Source organism: Paenibacillus sp. ATY16 (assembly GCF_003399985.2).
Taxonomy (GTDB): Bacteria; Bacillota; Bacilli; order Paenibacillales; family Paenibacillaceae; genus Pristimantibacillus; species Pristimantibacillus glycanilyticus.
Genome location: NZ_NMOK02000004.1, coordinates 273,597 through 290,052, shown reverse-complemented (window position 1 = coordinate 290,052; position 16,456 = coordinate 273,597). Strand labels below are relative to the sequence as shown.

Here is a 16,456-nt window from a genome sequence, read left to right as displayed (position 1 = left end):
CGGTTCATTTCTAGTTTTTCCCTGCTATAAGCCAACAGTACAGTATGAATATCGTCAGGAACAAGGGCACTTATAAGTATAAAAAAAGTAGCGCGCCGACAGCGCAGCTGTAAATACGGTTTTTCCCGTCCTACAGTTGCGCCGTAGGCGCGCTTTGCAATAACTTTATCTAGGCGTACATCGTTACGATTACGCCGTCGTAATTGTTGCCGGATACCTCGTACGGCTTGCCGTTCCGCACTTGAACGGTGGCGCCGTTTCCGACCATCGGGTAGTAAGCGACGGTATATTTTTGACCGCCTGCCGTGATTGACATAGCCTTCGTTTGCTTCAGCTTGTCCAGATACTGCTCCAGCGTCAGATCCTGCTTATACATAATGGCACTATGCGCTTTCCCGACGTAACGGAAATGCCAAGGCTCATATTGAATGCCCGTGATATCTTCTTTCCCTTTCGGATACCGCAAAATAAACCCGTATTCCCACGCGTGCTTCTTCAGCCATTTGCCTTCCTCGGCTTCGTCCATCTTTGCAGTGGTTGAACCGATATCCAGCGATAAGCCGAGATTATGCTCGCTGTGGTAAGCAGGAAGCGCATAATCATGCCCCATATCGCGGTACAGCTGGTCTTGCTTCTCCGCGTCGCGGTAGCCGCTGCTGATGAGAAAATGCTCCACACCGTCTTTCTTCGCTCCTTCCACCATCTCGCCAAAGTCCTTTGCCACCGACTCGGACAGCTGAATCGACGAATCTAGCAGGCCGTAGCCTTGCACCAGATCCGGGCGATCCGATAGCGAGACGATATCCGAGCGTATTCCTTCCGGATGCAGAGCATAGTCGTTATTCACAAGGAGCAGATCCCCCTTATACATCTGCTCCTTGCTTACGGTTATCATCTTGCTGTCTTGCTGCGGCAGCGACCCGTTTTCTATATCAACCTTGTCTTCCCCGGCGCTTTTCACATTAAGCTGCGAGATCCCGTAACTTAACAGGATGACAAGGATAAACGCAAAAACCCACTTCCTCATGGCCCCATTCCCCTTTGCTTTGTTCATGCAACTAAGGATATAGGACACAATTTAAAAAGAAGTGGGGTAAAAGTTAAAGTTTTTCTTAAATCGGCAGCTTAACCGTAAATACCGTCCGGATCGTGCTGCTCTCCGCCGTTATGGTGCCTTGATGCTGCTCGACGATATTTTTGACGATAAACAGCCCTAGCCCCGTGCTTCCTTCGGGAGAACGGGCGCGGTCGCCGGTGTAAAACATGTCGAACAGATGCGGCAGATCCTCCGGCTTGATCGAGTCGCCGTAATTAATAACCTCCAGAATGGCATGACCGTTCTCGGCTCTTCCCTTGATGTCGACATATTCGCCATCCTGTCCGTAACGGGCGGCATTCGTCAGTAAATTCTCGAATACCCGGGCCAGCAGCTCGCCGTCCGCCTCCATCAAGAGATGGGGAGGAAGGTCCAGCCTTGCCGTCAGGCGGCTCTTCACAAACACCGGGTACAGCTCTTCGCTTAGCTGCATCAGAAGCTCGGATAAATCAATCTGCTTCTTGTCCAGCGTGAGCATGCCGTAGTTCATCCGGGTAACCTCGAATAGCTCGTCCACCAGCCGCTCAAGTCGCTGCGATTTGTTAAACGCGATAGCGGCAAAATGCCTGACCTGCTCTAGGGACAACTGCTCGTCGCGCAAAATAAAATCCAGATAGCCAAGCACCGAGGTGAGAGGTGTCCGCAGATCATGCGCGAGATTAAGCACGAGTTGATCCTTGCTGCTCTCGGCGAAATCTCCCCGCTCTACCGCCTTCTGCAGCATCTCGCCGGCAACGTTCAGATCCCCCGCTATCACTCCGAATTCATCGTCCGAGGGAACCAGCACCCGCCCGGTGAAATCCCCGTTGGCGAGCCGGTGAATGCCGGTCGAGATTTCCTTGAAGTAAGAGACGTAAGGCTTGGTGAATAAATAAAAGAAAAAGAACGATAACGGCAGGAAAAAAATCAGGAAGAAATTCAGATCGCCAATATCGTTAAGCCAGCTGCGGGCTTGTACAATCGGATCGTCAGCGTAACGGACTCGCTGATTATAGTAAGACTTCAGCAGCCTGTAGATCAGGTAAGTCACCGCTCCCGAGATGAGCAGGCTCATGACGAACAGCTCGATCATTCGGGTACGGAAGCTGCGTAATTTTTTAGCCTTGGAAGGCATAGCCTACCCCCCAGACCGTCTTGATCCATTGCTGGTGCTGCTTGTCCTCGCCAAGCTTCTTGCGCAATGTCCGGATATGAACCATTACCGTGTTGCCGCCGCTCTCGTAATAAGCCTCGCCCCATACCTGCTGGAAAATATGCTCCGCGCTGAATACCTTCTTCGGATGGCTGGCCAGCAGGTGAAGAATATCGAACTCCTTCGGCGTCAAATCGATCCGGTCATTGTACAAGGTAACGGTGCGCTGCTCCTGGTCAATCGTGAGACCTCCCGCCACAATCGCGGAAGACGCATGACTTGGTGCGACAACCGGCTGATTTAACTGCCTGAAGCGTCGCAGCTGGGCATTGACTCTTGCGAGCAGCTCCATCGGATTAAACGGCTTGGTCATATAATCGTCGGCGCCCATAACGAGGCCGGATATTTTATCGAAATCGGACGTCTTGGCGCTTAAGAAAATAATCGGCATCCTGTACTGCTGCTCCCGAATAACGCGAACGACTTCGTAACCGTCCATATGCGGCATCATAATGTCGAGAATAACCAGATCGATTGTATTCGTCTGAACGAGACGGACGGCTTCTCTCCCGTCAGCGGCCTTCAGCAGCTGGTAGCCCTCCTTGCCCAGATGGAGCGCAATCAGCTCCGCAATGTCCGGGTCATCCTCCGCAATCAAGATCGTTGTGCGCTGCATCCCCATTGCAAATCATTCCTTATCCAGTTTCTTGTTTATTCCAACTCTTATTGTAACCTCTTGGACGAGACATTACACGAAGTAGTTGCACCTTGGGCTCCAAACCCCGAGGAGAGGGCTGTTTCCGCCTCGCGTTCCCGCGCTCATCCCGTTGTAAGACGGTTTTTCCGTCTTATTTGGCCGTTTCCGCCTTGCGTTCCCGCGCTCACCTCGCTGTAAGACGGTTTTTCCGTCTTACAGCGAGAGCATGGTGGCACGGGCAAAATAAAAACGCCGTCCCCAAGCGGGACGGCTTTTCACTTTCCATTATATAGAGGCGGCGGTTTGCGACGCTGCCGCTTTTCCTTTTTTCACGCCTGCGGCAAGCAGCAGAACCAGGCATCCGCCCGCAATGCTCCACAGGACTGCCGCATTCGAGCTGACGGCATCCAGCCCGCCGAAGTACATGATTTCCCGAAGTCCGCCCGCTACGAAGCGAAGCGGTGTCCACGAGTACAGCAGGTTCTGCGTCGCATCCGACAGGAATTCAACCGGCATGTTCAGAATTGGCATCGAGAAGAACATGAGCAGGACGAGAATCGCCATCGCCGGGAAGCCAATCCAGTTGAGCAGCATCGATTGCAGCAGGTAGAACGCCGAACCGCTCAGCCATAAGAACAGCCATGTATCCGCTGCATGCGAAAGCTCCATTCCGTACCAAGCGTTAGCCATCCATACGATCAGGCCGGAAGCGGCGCCGATCAGCACCAGGCCAATGACCGGCTGCATCAGGTGAGCCGACCATTTGCGGCCAGCTGCCTTTTTCGCATTATTGCTGGCAAGGAACAACATCATCGCCGTCACTAGGCTGCCAATCCACATAATTTGCGTAAGCAGCCCCGGCGCGTTGCCGCTTGCGTTGTTAGCGCCAACCGGATGAACGGTTTCTTCCTTTACCTGAATAGGTGCGAGCAGTGCCGCTGCCGTAGCAGCCGGGATCTGCTCGGAGCGCTGGGATAACTGCTCAAGCGCCGATTTCGACAACTCGAGGGATACCATCTTCATTACTTGACCGAGTCCTTGCTTCACAACCGTTGCCGCCTGCGAGTTCATGCCATCATTGCTGATGATTTGCACGGTTGCGGGGGCAGGCGCCGGCCCCATCATGGAGGCTACTCCGGCACTCAAATCCTTCGGCAGAACAAGCGCGCCGTAATAATCGCGCGAGTCCAGCCCTTTGCGCGCTTCTTCTTCCGATCCGACAATCTTCCAGCTGATTGGCAGCTGTGTATTAGAGGTCAGCTGCTGCTTGATCATTTCGCCCACGGCCAGCTTATCTCCGGTTGGAAGATCAAAAGGCTCATCCTGCACGACCAAAGCTACCGGCACATCATGCGGTTTCGAACCAAGCACGGAACCCATCATCGCAAGTCCAAACACCGTAAGCACAAGCGTAATGATCAGCACGCCAAGCCATAACATTTTTTGTTTAAAAATATTCATAAATCTCCATCTCCCATCTCTATATAAATGAACATCGTGTTGATTAGTGATCACGTTGTTAATTATAATGAGAGGCAAAGGAAATACAATAATCATTCCTCACCGTACTGTTTATTACTCACCACTTCGGCGGGGCAGTGTTCATTATCGCCGCAAAAATCGCAGAGGGAGGCCCTCATGTCCGAGAAAATCGACCGGAGAAAAGCAAAAACGAAGCAGCAGATCCATGATTCGCTGATGGCTCTTATCGCCGAGAAAGGCGTGGAGCATGTAACGGTTACCGATATTACAAGCCATGCCAACCTGAACCGCGGGACGTTCTACCTGCATTACCGGGATGTGCCCGATGTCCTGCAGCAGCTCAAGGATCATGTGTTCAAGAGCATTGAGCAGTACGTGGTGAAAATCAACTTCCGCACGGCAATGGAATATGCCGACCTCCAGGTCCCTTACCCGTTAGGCGTGCGTATCTTTCAGGAGTTTGCGAAGCATGCCGATTTCTTGAAGGTGATGTTTGGCCCTAAGGGGGATCTCTCCTACGCCATTCAATTCCGCAAGCTGATGGCCCGGCATATTTATCAGAAAATCGATATTCCAGAAGCCGCTAATCTCAACATCCGGCGGGACTACGTTGTGGCATACATGACCTCCGCGCATTTCGGCATGCTTATGCATTGGATTGAATGCGACCTGGATCAAACGCCGGAGCAGATGGCCTTCATTATGATGAACATCGTGAACTTTGGCCCGCTGGTCTCGTTTGGAATAAAAGAAATGCCTCCGGCCAAGTCATAAGAAAAGAAGAGCCTCACTCTCCGTGAAGGCTCTTCTTCTTTATCGTTCATACTCGGAATACCACTTCGGCACCAAACGCTCAAAGCCGTCATGGTCCTCCCATACTTTATTTACCCGGTTCAGCATATCGTCCAGCTCCTCCGGGCGTACGCGAAGAATCCAGACGATCGAGGACAGAATCGTCAACGCTATATAAAGCGAATATAAGGCCCAGAAGGAATCCTCAAGCCCCCCTTCCCCGCAATAGCCGTCGATCTGACCAACGGCAAACGGAATGCTGGCCTCCACGCTGAAAAAACCCGCCTTCAGAAATTCATGCACGGGATCTCCCCAGTCAAACCGGTTCACATCAATGACGCCTGAGAGCCGTCCATCCTTCACGATAAGGTTGCCGGTATGAAAGTCGTCATGCTGCAGCTTGCTCGGGCGCCCCTTCAATAAGCCAAGATTCGCTTCAATAAAGGTAAACAGCTTCTCCTCGAAAGCAATCGTAACGCCGCTTTGCTCATAGCCCTCCCGGTACCGCCTGTATTTCGCGAGTACGCGGGTTTCCCAAGGCTCGATAGATTCCGGCGCCTCAATCCGATTGATTTTGCGCAGCTCGGCTCCCGCTTGCAGACCAATCTCATACTGCCGGCTTGCGCTTAAGGCCGGAAGCTCGTCTATCGCATCGCCGCCTTCAATGTAAGTCAGCAGCATGTAGCCAAGCCCCAACTCCTCCAGCTTCCCTATCGCAACCGGCAAAGAGCTCATAACCTCGTGCTCCCGCAGCTGCTCAAGCACCCGGAATTCCTGCTGCTTCCTTGCTTCCTCTTCGAGCGCATAGGTTCTGAGCACATACGCCGCCTGACCAAGACGATCGCAAACGGTATACTTGCCGTCGCCGGAGTAGCCTTTCTGAATGGCCTCCAGCTTCATATCGTCTTGCAGCTCCGGTATGGCCGATAGCAATTCATTCATGTCTGGCCCTCCTTCCGGTAAAAAGCTTATAAAATCATCCGCATGAGCGCGGATATATAACGCAAGCCTGCGAAGACTGTCCGGCACCCCCGCCTAAAACCGTCTGTAGCAATCTTCAACCTTCAGGCGCAGTTTATCATCCAGCTCGAGATCTTTGAAAGTTACTTCACTTAAGGCACGGCCTTGCCGCACCGCATTCGAATCAAGCAACAACCGAAGCTCTTCCAGAATGCCGTGCATCGTCTCCGCTCCAAAAAAACGAAGTGCCTTCCAGACGCCATCCGCGTATCCGGGCTGACTGAGTACATGGGCAGACCAACAGTACAGCTCCATCGGCGAATGCTTGGCATGGTCGTACCAGGCACTGAACATAAACAAAGCTTTTTGCGGCCGGTTAAGTCTGGCAAGCGCTTCCGACTTTACCGCCATGCTTTTGCCTCGGATTTGATCAGCCACCGCCCGTATGCAAGCCCGCCTTAACTCGTCGTCCCCAAGCTCATTGAACTGCTTCCTGCTCATCGCAACCAACAAAGAAACACCCCTTTTCCTCACAAAAGATACGCAAGCAAATGGAAAATGTTGCACCCTGAGTTTAGCGGTTTTCCGCTCGTCCGCAACATGGTTCGGACCAACTTGGCAAACAATACAGATACCTGTTTTTGTGCCGTTCTTCTCGTTTCCATATCTTTTTCAAGAAAACCCGCTTACTATAATTGAGAAACTGTTAAAAACTTAGTACACTAGAAGAAATAAAGGAGGCGGACTTATATGACCGAACCGGCAAACCATTTTGAACTTGGCATTAGTACCTTTCTGGAAGCAAAGCCTCATCCGGGCATAGGCGGGGCGTACAGCCACGCGGAACGGATCCGCAATAGCGTGGAAGAAATGATTCTGGCCGACCAGGTTGGCCTTGATGTATACGGGATCGGGGAGCATCACCGGCAGGATTACGCGGCAAGCGCTCCGCATGTCATTCTTGCGGCCGCTGCCGCGCAGACAAAGCATCTCCGGCTGACCAGCGCCGTTACCGTATTGTCGTCGGACGACCCGGTGCGCGTGTACCAGGGCTTCTCCACCGTTGACGCGATCTCGAACGGCCGTGCGGAAATTATGGCGGGCAGAGGCTCGTTTATCGAGTCGTTCCCGCTCTTCGGCTACAGCCTCGAGGATTATGACGAGCTGTTCGACGAGAAGCTGGAGCTGCTGCTCCAAATTACGAAGGAAGAGAAAGTTACTTGGCAGGGCAGCCACCGCGCCGCAATCGATAATCTGGCGGTCTACCCGCGTGCGGTGCAGAACCCGCTTCCGGTCTGGATTGCAACCGGCGGCAACCCGGAGTCGGCCATTCGCGCGGGCGTGCTAGGCCTTCCCGTCTGCTTCGCGATCATTGGCGGTATGCCGGAGCGCTTCGCTCCGCTTGTTGAGCTTTACAAGGAAGCTTATACCCGTGCCGGCCATGATCCGAAAAAAATGCAAATCGGCTCTCACTCCCACGGCTTCATCAGCGACACGGATACAAGAGCAACCGAGCTCTTCTTCCCTGCCCAGCAGGCGATGATGAACGTCATCGGCCGCGAACGCGGATGGCCGCCTTACACCTTCGAAGCTTACGATGCGGCACGCAGCATGCGCGGAGCGCTTTATGTCGGCGAGGCAGAGTATGTAGCGGAGAAGATTATTTTGCTGCATAAAAACTTGGGCTTAACCCGCTTCTTCCTGCATGTCGACACCAGCTCCATTCCGCATAAGGATATGATGCGCGCTATTGAGCTGCTTGGCACCAAAGTAGCGCCGATTGTCCGCAAGGAAATCGCTGCTTCAGCAAAATAATCGATTAGGCACAAAAAAAGTGCGGGCCTGCCGAAGGCTCGCACTTTTTCTATGGGAACAGCGGATCTATCGCCGCCCGCATTTCTTCCTCCGTCATATGGCCAACCCTTCTGAAAACCACGTCGCCCGATTCGTTCACGAGAATTGAGACGGGAATCGATTTGATGCCATAGGCATACGTAACGCTTTTATCCGAATCCAGCACCACCGGAAAATGATATTGCTTCTCCGCGATATATTTCGCCACTTCCCCCTGTTCCTCCCCAACGTCAACGGATAGGACAACAAGTCCTTTATCCTTATAATCCTGATACACCTTCTCCAGCGCAGGCATCTCCTTGTCGCACCATTTGCACCAGGTCGCCCAGAAGTTGACGTAGACGGGCTTTCCTTTCAGACCCGACAGCGTTACTTCCTTGCCGTCTAGATCCTTCAGCGTAAAGTCATCCGCCGGTTCTTTGGCTGCTTCCGTCTTCGTTTCCGCTGCCAGGGCAGCAGCATCCGTCTTGATCCCGTAGTTTTGTGTCACGTAAAGCGAGAGAAGCACGAACGCAGCAACGGCTCCGATCAGAATCCAGGTAGATTTTTTCACGGTTTGCCTACCTCCCTATAGTTGAATAAGCCCGGCATACTTGCTGAATACCTCCAGCTGATTCGTAAATACAAGAACGCCCATCAGCATCATAACGGCTCCGCTGACAACCGAGATCTTCGGGAGATGCTTCGTCACTTTTCGAAGGTGCGCGGATAGGTTATCGATCAGCACGGCAGAGAGCAGGAACGGAACCGCGAGCCCCAGCGCGTACATCGAGAGCAGGAGTACTCCCTTCCCAAGGGTTGCCATGCTCCCGGCGTAGATCAGAATGGAAGACAGAATCGGCCCGATGCAAGGCGTCCAGCCGACGGCGAAGGCCATGCCCAATACGAGAGCTCCCGCTTTTTTCCCCGGTGATCCGCTTGGCAGAAACCGTTTCTCTGAATAGAGCAGCTTGATTCGCAGCAGCCCCGTCATATGCAAGCCAAAAACAACGATTAGAGCTCCGCCGATCTGCTGCACAAGCCGCATATGCTCGGATAGCAGCCGGCTGACGGAGCTGACCGATATCCCGAGCAGGACAAACAAAATGGAGAAACCGAGAATAAACAGCGCCGTCTGCGAGATAACCGTAAGCTTATTGGGGCTGTTCTTCAGATCGGCGGCCGAGGTGCCCGCGATATAGCTGAGATAGACCGGAATAAGAGGGAGAACGCAAGGCGACAAGAAGGACAGCAGTCCCGCCGAAAAAGCTAATAAAATATCCAATACCTTTCACCGCCGCATTGGAAAAAGGGGCGGCCAAGTCGGCCGCCCACCTCTTCTTCGAGTTTCTATTATTGGGACAACAGGTTATACAGCACTTGCGCCGCTTCCGCTCTTGTCGATACGCCTTCCGGATTCAGCTTATTGCCGCTTCCTTTAATAACGCCAGTCTCGACAAGCGTTGTAAAGGCCGTTTGCGCATAACCGGCAATATCGGCCGCATCCGCATAGGAGGCTACGGTTGCGCCTGTCTTGGCCGTTGGCAGCTCGCCTAATTGCTCAAGCGAACGGTACAGCAGCGTGAACAGCTCTTGGCGCGTAATTTTATTATTCGGATTAAACTTGTTATCGCCCGAGCCTGTTGCGATGCCAAGACGCTTCGCAGCCGCCAGGTAATTCGTGTAGTACGTACTTCCTGCGTCTGCAAAATTCGCCGCGCCTGCCGCTTCCGGCTCGATTCCGTATGCCTTCAGCAGGAAGACGATGAATTGGCCTCTTGTCAGCTCCGCATTTGGACTGAAGTGATCGGCATCGGTACCGCCGGTAATCTCACGGGCAGCCAGGAAGCTGACCGCATGATGGAACCAAGCAGTTGCCGGTACATCCGCAAAGCCTGCTTTATTGAAGCCGATAATGTATTGCGAGAAGTGAGTGGTGGCGAATTCCACGGTTCCCGTTGCCGCATTGTAATGACCGCGAATCGTTTGCAGCTCGCCGGAATCCGCAAGGTAGTACACCACGATAGATTCGGGATTCTCGCCGGCTTTCAGCGTGTACGGAAGGCTTACCTGCACCTTGCCGCCGCCGAAATTCGAGATTTGCTTATCGCCTGCAAAGAGGGACAGATCGTACACCGGACGGTCGCCCAATACGGCCTTGCCTTCTTCCGTCAGCTCGAACTTCGATACGATCACGCTGATATCTCCGGACAAGGCGTTGCCGCTGATGCTTTCTACCGCTTTGGCATCGAAGGTTGCGGTTCCAACCGACAGGTCTGCCTTCACCGCCGCGTTCGTTCCCGAAGCAATCAAGTTAAAAGAGTCTCTAGGAATCGTCAACTGCGTAGATGTTGTAGCCGCGGTTCCAGGCACCTGGAAGCCGATTACAGCCGCTTTGCCCGCTGCTTCCGCTTTGGACGCTTTCGTAATAAGGCTTGCTACATCGTTTGCAGACACCGCCGCTACCGTCTCGCCCGTTGCCGAATCGGTTGTACCGGTAACCGTTACCGAATTCACCGCATTTACCTCTTCAACCGGTGTGGTTGGCGTAGTTGGATTGGTAGGGCTTGTCGGGTTTGTAGGATTAGTAGGCGTTGTTGGGCCTTCATAAGCCGGAACAACCACGTCTACCGCCTGACCAGCCGCATAAGGAACTGCCGTTGGTCCGGTTTGAGAATTTGTTGGACCGTTATAACCGTTTTTCGCCGCGTATCTGACCGAGTACGTACCAGCCGCAAGACCCGTGATGGCATTGCCGGATACGGCTGTATATGCCGAGTCTGCCGCGCTTTTCAGCTTGTATTCCAACGCTTTGTTTGTTGTGCCCGTGATTTGACCGTTATTGTTTACGCTTGAAGTTGGCGCTACGCCAGTCAGACCGGTTGGCGTTGCTTCCAGGCGCGTGAGCAATTTGTTCAGCGCGTTCGTGTAATTCGTATGATTGCGGATCGTGCCGTCAGCTACGGCATAATCCGGCTGGATGTTTTTCCAGGTGTACATCAATTCCACGTGGCCAAGGATTGGCGCTTTGCTGCCGTCGGCGTTCACGTTGTCCTTGTTGTAGGCAAACAGGTAAGGAACCTGCAGCTTGTTGGCAACAACGTTAGTTCCATTTTCCGTGTAGTTTACATTATTGGATGCAGGCAGGTATTGCGTTTTGATGTTGGTCAGGTACTTGTTCGTCAGATCCACATACAGCTTTGCCAGCGGGTGGTTCGTATCGCGCACTTGAAGGAAAGTGCTGTTATGCGGATCAGCGCTTGGGTCAAGCACCGAGATGCCCGCATCCAGCTTGGTGTCCCAGAAGTAGACTTTGTCGACGTTGTACTTCTTCGCATACTCGTTAATGAAGCGGATTGCCGCCTGCGTATTCGGGCACCACGAGCCGCCGAACAGAATGACATAATTGCCTTTGCTTTGCAGCAAATGAGTCAGCTCATTGTAAGTGACATGCTCGTAGACAAGCTCGCCGTCATCGCCAACGACTTGACCGTTTTCCTCATGCGTCGGGAAGATGTCGCGTCCGACCGTTTTGTCCTCGTGCTTGTTAAACGCCGGAGCGATAAAATCCCAATTGGTGAGGCTGTCGTAATCGGCAGCAGGCACTTTATTAAATACGTTCAGAACCTGTTCCTTATAGCTGTCGACCTTCGCCGTATCCAGCGCATCGCCGTCGTTAGGATCGGCTGTCAGGAAATCGTTCCAAGTATAATTCGCGGAAGAACCGTGCTTCTCGAGCGAAGCGATGATCGGCGCGGCGTTGCCTTCGCCGTCCTTGTGATCCTTGTCATAGATGAACAGGAACGGAGACTCGATTTTTTTCGCCTCGCCGCTCGCAATGACCGTAGAAGGCGTCGTTACCGTACCGCCGCTTTCCTTCTCCGGCGACTTCTTGCTGTAAGTGATCGTAGCATCGGTATTGGCGCTGAGGTTCGTCAAATACTTGTCCACCAGTTCCACATAAAGCTCGTTGAAATCATAGAAGTTCGTTGTGTTTGTCGTTACGCCTTGCGAAGTGGAGGTTACAACTTTGGTATAAGGATTCGCCTGCTGCTCGGCAATATCGACCGATTCGCCATCCAGCTTCGTATCGAAGTTGTAAATGGTGTCTACGCCGTATTGCTTCGCAACCTGGTTGATGAAGCCGATATCCGCCTGCGTCTCATTGCTCCAGGCTCCGCCGAACAAGACGGCATATGTACCTTTGCTATCAAACAGCGTAACCAGATCCTCGTAAGTAACCGTCTTGAGAATATGGTTCGCGTCGTTCAAATGCGGGTAAACATCACTGAAATAATCATAATGGCTGACAGCGCTATTAAAGCTGCTTACTTCCGCGGCGCGTGCCGTGCCGGCCTGGAAGACCGGCAGCACTAACGCGGAGGCGAGTAGAACGGATAGTGTACGATTAAAAGTTTTCATGTGTATATACTCCTCTCCCTATTTGACCCATTTGTCTTATAAAAGCCGATTAGCAGCTTTCTTCGCCGTCTACCGCGCAATCCTCATCCGAAGACGAAGGAGCCGGAGAAGGGGACGTGGAGGATCCGCCAGAGGAGCTTGTCGAGCCGGAAGAGGACGAGCTGCTTGCCGGAGCTTTTACGGCAGGCGTCTTAGGCTGCGACTCTTCTTGCTTGACAAACGTTACTTTTTTGCCCGAGTCATCCGATTGGCTTGCGGCAGGCGCCGAAGCTTCCGGTTTGCTTGCAGCCGGCGTCGATTGGGCCGGCTTCGCGGCTGGAGCCGGCGTTGCTGCGGGAGCAGCTGAAGTGGTGGACGGCTTAGTGGATGCCGCTGGCTCGGAAGCTTTGGCCGCGGCTGGCTTCGAAGCTGCGGGCGCAGATGTCGGAGCCGGAGTGGAAGCGCTTTGAACGGCTTCCGTGGAGCTTGCTTTGGCTGTTTGCGCTTCTGCTGTCGTCTCTTCCGCAGGTGCAGCAGCCGTCTGTGCCGATTGAACCTCGGCAGCTTGAACGGCCGGCTCTTGAGATTGCGTCTCGGCAGCTGCGGTCGTTGCTTCTGCTGTCGCCTGTGGTTCAGCTGCTACGGCCGTATTCGCAGCATCTGCTTGCGGCTGCTGCGCAACAGCCGGTGCAGCAGGCTCTTGAGCCTCCGCCGCAGCCGGCTCCGTGCCGGATGTGTCCTTGTTCGCGTAAACGGCAGCATATGTCAGCGATGAGAAGACTACGGCTGCGGCTACGAAAGTAACTGTCAATTTGGAGCTAAACCATTTTTTCATGATGAAACTCATCCTTTCCCCTTTGGTTTTAGGCGGCTCATTCAGTAATCAGGCATAAAAAAAGATCCAATGCCCGCATCTAGTGATGCCCGAACATTGAATCTCTGGAGGTCCAGTCGACTAATTTCTTATCCGAATTACGTATGATGTTCCGATTTCTAACCCTATCTTAGGATGTCAGAGATTGGATGTCAACCATTTCTTAATAATTTCCCATAGAAATAGTCGGATATATTTTTTTTCCAATAAAACGATTGACAATTGCTTCAGACGTTTGTAAATTATTGAATTGTAATTCCTATCAAACAACTTGGATTAGGGGGTAATAGTAAGATGGATAAAATAGATAACAACCTGTTGCTGGCGATCGAGACGAACTGGTACAGCTTTGTTACCGCAATCTTCGTCTTTGCTTTTCTGTATTTCCTGGCTCGCAAGCGTGTCGGCTTCGGTACGCGGGTGCTTGTCGGATTAGGGCTGGGGCTGGTCGTCGGGATCCTGTTCCAGAGCCTTGATTCCCTGGAGATCAAGGGGATCACCACCTTCGGCAGCATTTATATCAGCTTGATCCGCATGCTTGTTATTCCGCTTGTTTTCGTTCTTGTATTAAATAGTATCGCCTCGCTCACAAGCCTGGATTACCTGCGCAAAATCGGCTTCAAGACGTTTGCCTGGTTCCTTGGCACGACCGGTATCGCATCCGTAATCGGCTTACTGACCGCCCTGGTATTCAGCCCGGGCAAAGGCATCCAGCAGCCTGCCGCAAGCGATGCGGCAACGCGCGAGATTCCTACGTTCTCCGATGTCATTCTTAGCCTTGTCCCTTCCAATCCGGTTAGCGAAGCGGCGGACGGCAAGGTTGTTCCGATCCTCATCTTCGCGATTTTCCTGGCTATAGCCATCATTAAGGTGGGTTCGAAAAACGAAGAGGCCGTCAAGCCGGTCCGCGATCTTATCCAATCGGCTACCCAGGTCCTGCATCAGGTCGTTAAATTCGTTATCCGCCTTACGCCATACGGCGTATTTGCCCTGATTGCCGGCGTTGCGGCCAAATACGGCTGGGATACCCTGCAGGAGCTCGGCAGCGTTATCGTAACCTCGTATGTCGCCCTAATTATTCATTTCGTGCTTGTGTTTGGCGGTCTGGTGCTCTTCGTAGCGAAGGTTAACCCGCTCAAGTTCTTCAAGAAGGTCTACCCGACGGTTGCCGTTGCCTTCACGACTCGAAGCAGCTACGCTACGCTGCCCATTAACCTGGAAGTCATTACGAAGCGTCTCCATGTCTCGCCGAAAATCGCGAGCTTTGTTGCACCGCTTGGCGCATCCGTGAACTTTAACGGCTGCGGCGGCGTATGGCCGGCGATCGTTGTCGTCTTTACCTCGCAGGCGTTCGGCATTGAGCTTGGCCTGACCGATTACATCGTGCTTGTATTCGTAAGCATCATCTCTTCCATTGGCGTTGCGGGCGTTCCCGGACCGGCTGTTATTTCGACAACGGTTGTTCTTACCGCGCTTGGCCTTCCGCTCGAGGCGCTTGCGATTGTTGCCGGCGTTGAAGCTTTGATCGACATGGCCCGCACGGCCGTTAACGCAACGGGCACCTCGGTTACCGCTCTGCTCGTAGCCAATTCCGAAGGCGAATTCGACCGCGACGCATTCAATAACGACGACGATGAAGAAATCGCGTTAAACGCTGTGTAAGCAGAGAACAAAAGCGAAAAGCCGCCTTTTCCCGCATAATACGGGAAAGGCGGCTTTTTCATTTGCAGGCTTCCAGCTGCCGGTCAATATAGGCCAGCAGCCATTCCCGCTCGCCGGGAATTTGCTCGCGCAGTCTTGCCGCGGCTACCGGCAGACGCCAGCGGTCAATTGCGGCTCTATCCGCTCCCGTCAGCCTGCAATATTCGGACAAATACGCCTCGTTCAGCCGCTGCCCGGTATCCGGAGGGATAGACAGCGGAGGCATGGAAACAAACGGCGACAAGAACATCATGGAGGTTCTCGCCGCGTCGCATAGCGGATCGCCCGAATTGGCATCCATCCAGTCGATCACGGTCAGCCGCTCTCCCGCCTGGAGCACGTTATCCGGATGAAAGTCGCCGTGACAGACGGATTCGCCTTCCGGCAGACGCTCCAGCTCCGTCAGCACGGGCTCCACCCGGTCGCCCAGAAAAGCTGCGGACTGCCTCACAAACATAGCCATCCGATCCTTCTGCCTAGGCAGCCGGGATGCCCTGCAGCGGTGAATATCCGCATGCAGTTGGGCCAGGAGGGTACTGTAATGTTCCGCCTTATCCATATCGTGCAGCATCATGGCCAAAAGGGATGGCCCAGCGATCTTCTCGTAGACCAGCCCGCTTCTCCCATCCACCTCGACCTGTCCAAAAACCTCAGGCGCAGGTACGCCTGCCTTATAAACGGCCGTGCCGATCTCCGTCTCGTAATGAAGCCAGTCCTTCGGGATGTTCCCGTAATAAAGCTTCACGACCTGCCCTTCGCCCCATTCGTAGACCTCGGCGGTCATGCCTTTCCCGATCAATTGCCCTGCAGTCATCCTTGTCCTCCTTCTTGCGGTCAGGACGACATCGTCCGGCCGCGGTTTTCCAGGTTTTTTGCGGTGGCGCTTGTGGGTACGTCCTTCTCTTCTTTAAGCGTTCCGAAGAGAGCATCCACAAGCGGCGTCGATACGCCATACCAGTAATTCTCGTTCTTGAAATGATGGAGCAGATGCATCCGCTTATTCCACTTCCAGAATCTCGTCTTGGGCTGGATCGGCCGGTGCGCGACATAATGCTTCCATTCATAGACGAGCAGCATCGCCACAAGTCCCGCCGCAAAGGCGAGAGTGAAGTCCGTTGAGCCCGCGATGAGATAGAACAGGAGCGCAAATACGCCCAGGTTGGGCAGGCTGTACCATACCGGCAGGAACAACAGCTTCAAATCATGCGGATCCGCGTGATGATCGTAATGCAGACGCTTCAGAAATTTGAGGAATAACGGGTTTTGGGGGGCCTTCAGATGAAAGAAGAACCGGTGGGTCAAATATTCGCTGAACATAAATCCGATAAGGCCAACGATAAAGAAAACCAGACTGTACCAGTTCAGGGCCGCAAACGCGGCCCAGGTCGCTAAAACGATTAGCACCGCTGTCATCATCATAATATCCGCATGCAAAAAATAGTCGCGGTAAAGCCCTTTTTTGCCCACTTTTAACCCCTTCCTCTACCC

General features: G+C 53.2%; 15 protein-coding genes. 3 read left to right on the top strand and 12 right to left on the bottom strand.

The genetic code is table 11. From position 1 onward, the window contains the following. Positions 1-169: 169 nt before the first annotated feature. The 4 genes from CFI03_RS04350 to CFI03_RS04335 all read right to left on the bottom strand — a co-directional run bounded on the left by CFI03_RS04350 (position 170) and on the right by CFI03_RS04335 (position 4,386). Positions 170-1,027: a M15 family metallopeptidase gene (locus CFI03_RS04350; RefSeq protein ID WP_248756576.1), complete on the bottom strand. Its 858-nt coding sequence runs from the start codon at positions 1,025-1,027 to the stop codon at positions 170-172. Positions 1,028-1,112: 85 nt separating this feature from the next. Continuing rightward, on the bottom strand, positions 1,113-2,210 hold the full coding sequence (locus tag CFI03_RS04345) for a sensor histidine kinase (RefSeq protein WP_248756575.1): 1,098 nt from the start codon (positions 2,208-2,210) through the stop codon (positions 1,113-1,115). Next, complete coding sequence (locus CFI03_RS04340; RefSeq protein WP_248756745.1) at positions 2,194-2,904, bottom strand: response regulator transcription factor; 711 nt, start codon at positions 2,902-2,904, stop codon at positions 2,194-2,196. Before CFI03_RS04340 ends, CFI03_RS04345 begins: the two co-directional genes overlap by 17 nt. 306 nt (positions 2,905-3,210) lie before the next feature. Beyond that, positions 3,211-4,386, bottom strand: coding sequence for a YhgE/Pip domain-containing protein (locus tag CFI03_RS04335; RefSeq protein ID WP_248756574.1), 1,176 nt, complete (start codon positions 4,384-4,386; stop codon positions 3,211-3,213). Between the two features lie 177 nt (positions 4,387-4,563). Between CFI03_RS04335 and CFI03_RS04330 the strand changes: the two genes are divergently transcribed. Then, positions 4,564-5,181 (top strand): TetR/AcrR family transcriptional regulator, encoded by a 618-nt coding sequence (locus CFI03_RS04330; RefSeq protein WP_248756573.1) that lies wholly within the window; start codon positions 4,564-4,566, stop codon positions 5,179-5,181. Between the two features lie 39 nt (positions 5,182-5,220). On the opposite strand, the gene CFI03_RS04325 is transcribed toward CFI03_RS04330, so the two are convergent. After that, positions 5,221-6,141, bottom strand: a complete 921-nt coding sequence (locus CFI03_RS04325; protein ID WP_248756572.1) for a phosphotransferase family protein — start codon at positions 6,139-6,141, stop codon at positions 5,221-5,223. Between the two features lie 93 nt (positions 6,142-6,234). Continuing rightward, positions 6,235-6,672: a hypothetical protein gene (locus CFI03_RS04320; protein ID WP_248756571.1), complete on the bottom strand. Its 438-nt coding sequence runs from the start codon at positions 6,670-6,672 to the stop codon at positions 6,235-6,237. 237 nt (positions 6,673-6,909) lie between these two features. On the opposite strand from CFI03_RS04320, the gene CFI03_RS04315 reads away from it, so the two are divergent. After that, on the top strand, positions 6,910-7,974 hold the full coding sequence (locus CFI03_RS04315) for an LLM class flavin-dependent oxidoreductase (protein ID WP_248756570.1): 1,065 nt from the start codon (positions 6,910-6,912) through the stop codon (positions 7,972-7,974). A 49-nt stretch (positions 7,975-8,023) separates the two neighbouring features. On the opposite strand, the gene CFI03_RS04310 is transcribed toward CFI03_RS04315, so the two are convergent. From CFI03_RS04310 to CFI03_RS04295, 4 genes are all read right to left on the bottom strand, one after another. Further along, complete coding sequence (locus tag CFI03_RS04310) at positions 8,024-8,566, bottom strand: TlpA family protein disulfide reductase (protein WP_248756569.1); 543 nt, start codon at positions 8,564-8,566, stop codon at positions 8,024-8,026. A 15-nt stretch (positions 8,567-8,581) separates the two neighbouring features. After that, positions 8,582-9,277 carry a cytochrome c biogenesis CcdA family protein gene (locus CFI03_RS04305; protein WP_248756568.1) on the bottom strand — a complete coding sequence of 232 codons (696 nt, stop codon included), beginning with the start codon at positions 9,275-9,277 and terminating at the stop codon, positions 8,582-8,584. A gap of 68 nt (positions 9,278-9,345) precedes the next feature. Beyond that, a complete protein-coding gene (locus CFI03_RS04300; protein WP_248756567.1) occupies positions 9,346-12,414 on the bottom strand; it encodes an S-layer homology domain-containing protein in 3,069 nt (1,022 codons plus the stop codon). A 49-nt stretch (positions 12,415-12,463) separates the two neighbouring features. Next, positions 12,464-13,228, bottom strand: a complete 765-nt coding sequence (locus CFI03_RS04295; RefSeq protein WP_248756566.1) for a hypothetical protein — start codon at positions 13,226-13,228, stop codon at positions 12,464-12,466. A gap of 333 nt (positions 13,229-13,561) precedes the next feature. On the opposite strand from CFI03_RS04295, the gene CFI03_RS04290 reads away from it, so the two are divergent. Next, the gene (locus tag CFI03_RS04290; RefSeq protein ID WP_248756565.1) at positions 13,562-14,929 is read left to right on the top strand and encodes a dicarboxylate/amino acid:cation symporter; all 1,368 of its coding nucleotides are present in this window, start codon (positions 13,562-13,564) and stop codon (positions 14,927-14,929) included. A gap of 58 nt (positions 14,930-14,987) precedes the next feature. Here CFI03_RS04290 and CFI03_RS04285 read toward each other — a convergent pair whose 3' ends face one another. After that, entirely contained in the window at positions 14,988-15,782 is a 795-nt protein-coding gene (locus CFI03_RS04285) for an aminoglycoside phosphotransferase family protein (RefSeq protein WP_248756564.1), read from the bottom strand. Between the two features lie 20 nt (positions 15,783-15,802). Further along, the gene (locus CFI03_RS04280) at positions 15,803-16,387 is read right to left on the bottom strand and encodes a sterol desaturase family protein (protein WP_248756744.1); all 585 of its coding nucleotides are present in this window, start codon (positions 16,385-16,387) and stop codon (positions 15,803-15,805) included. Positions 16,388-16,456: the final 69 nt, after the last annotated feature.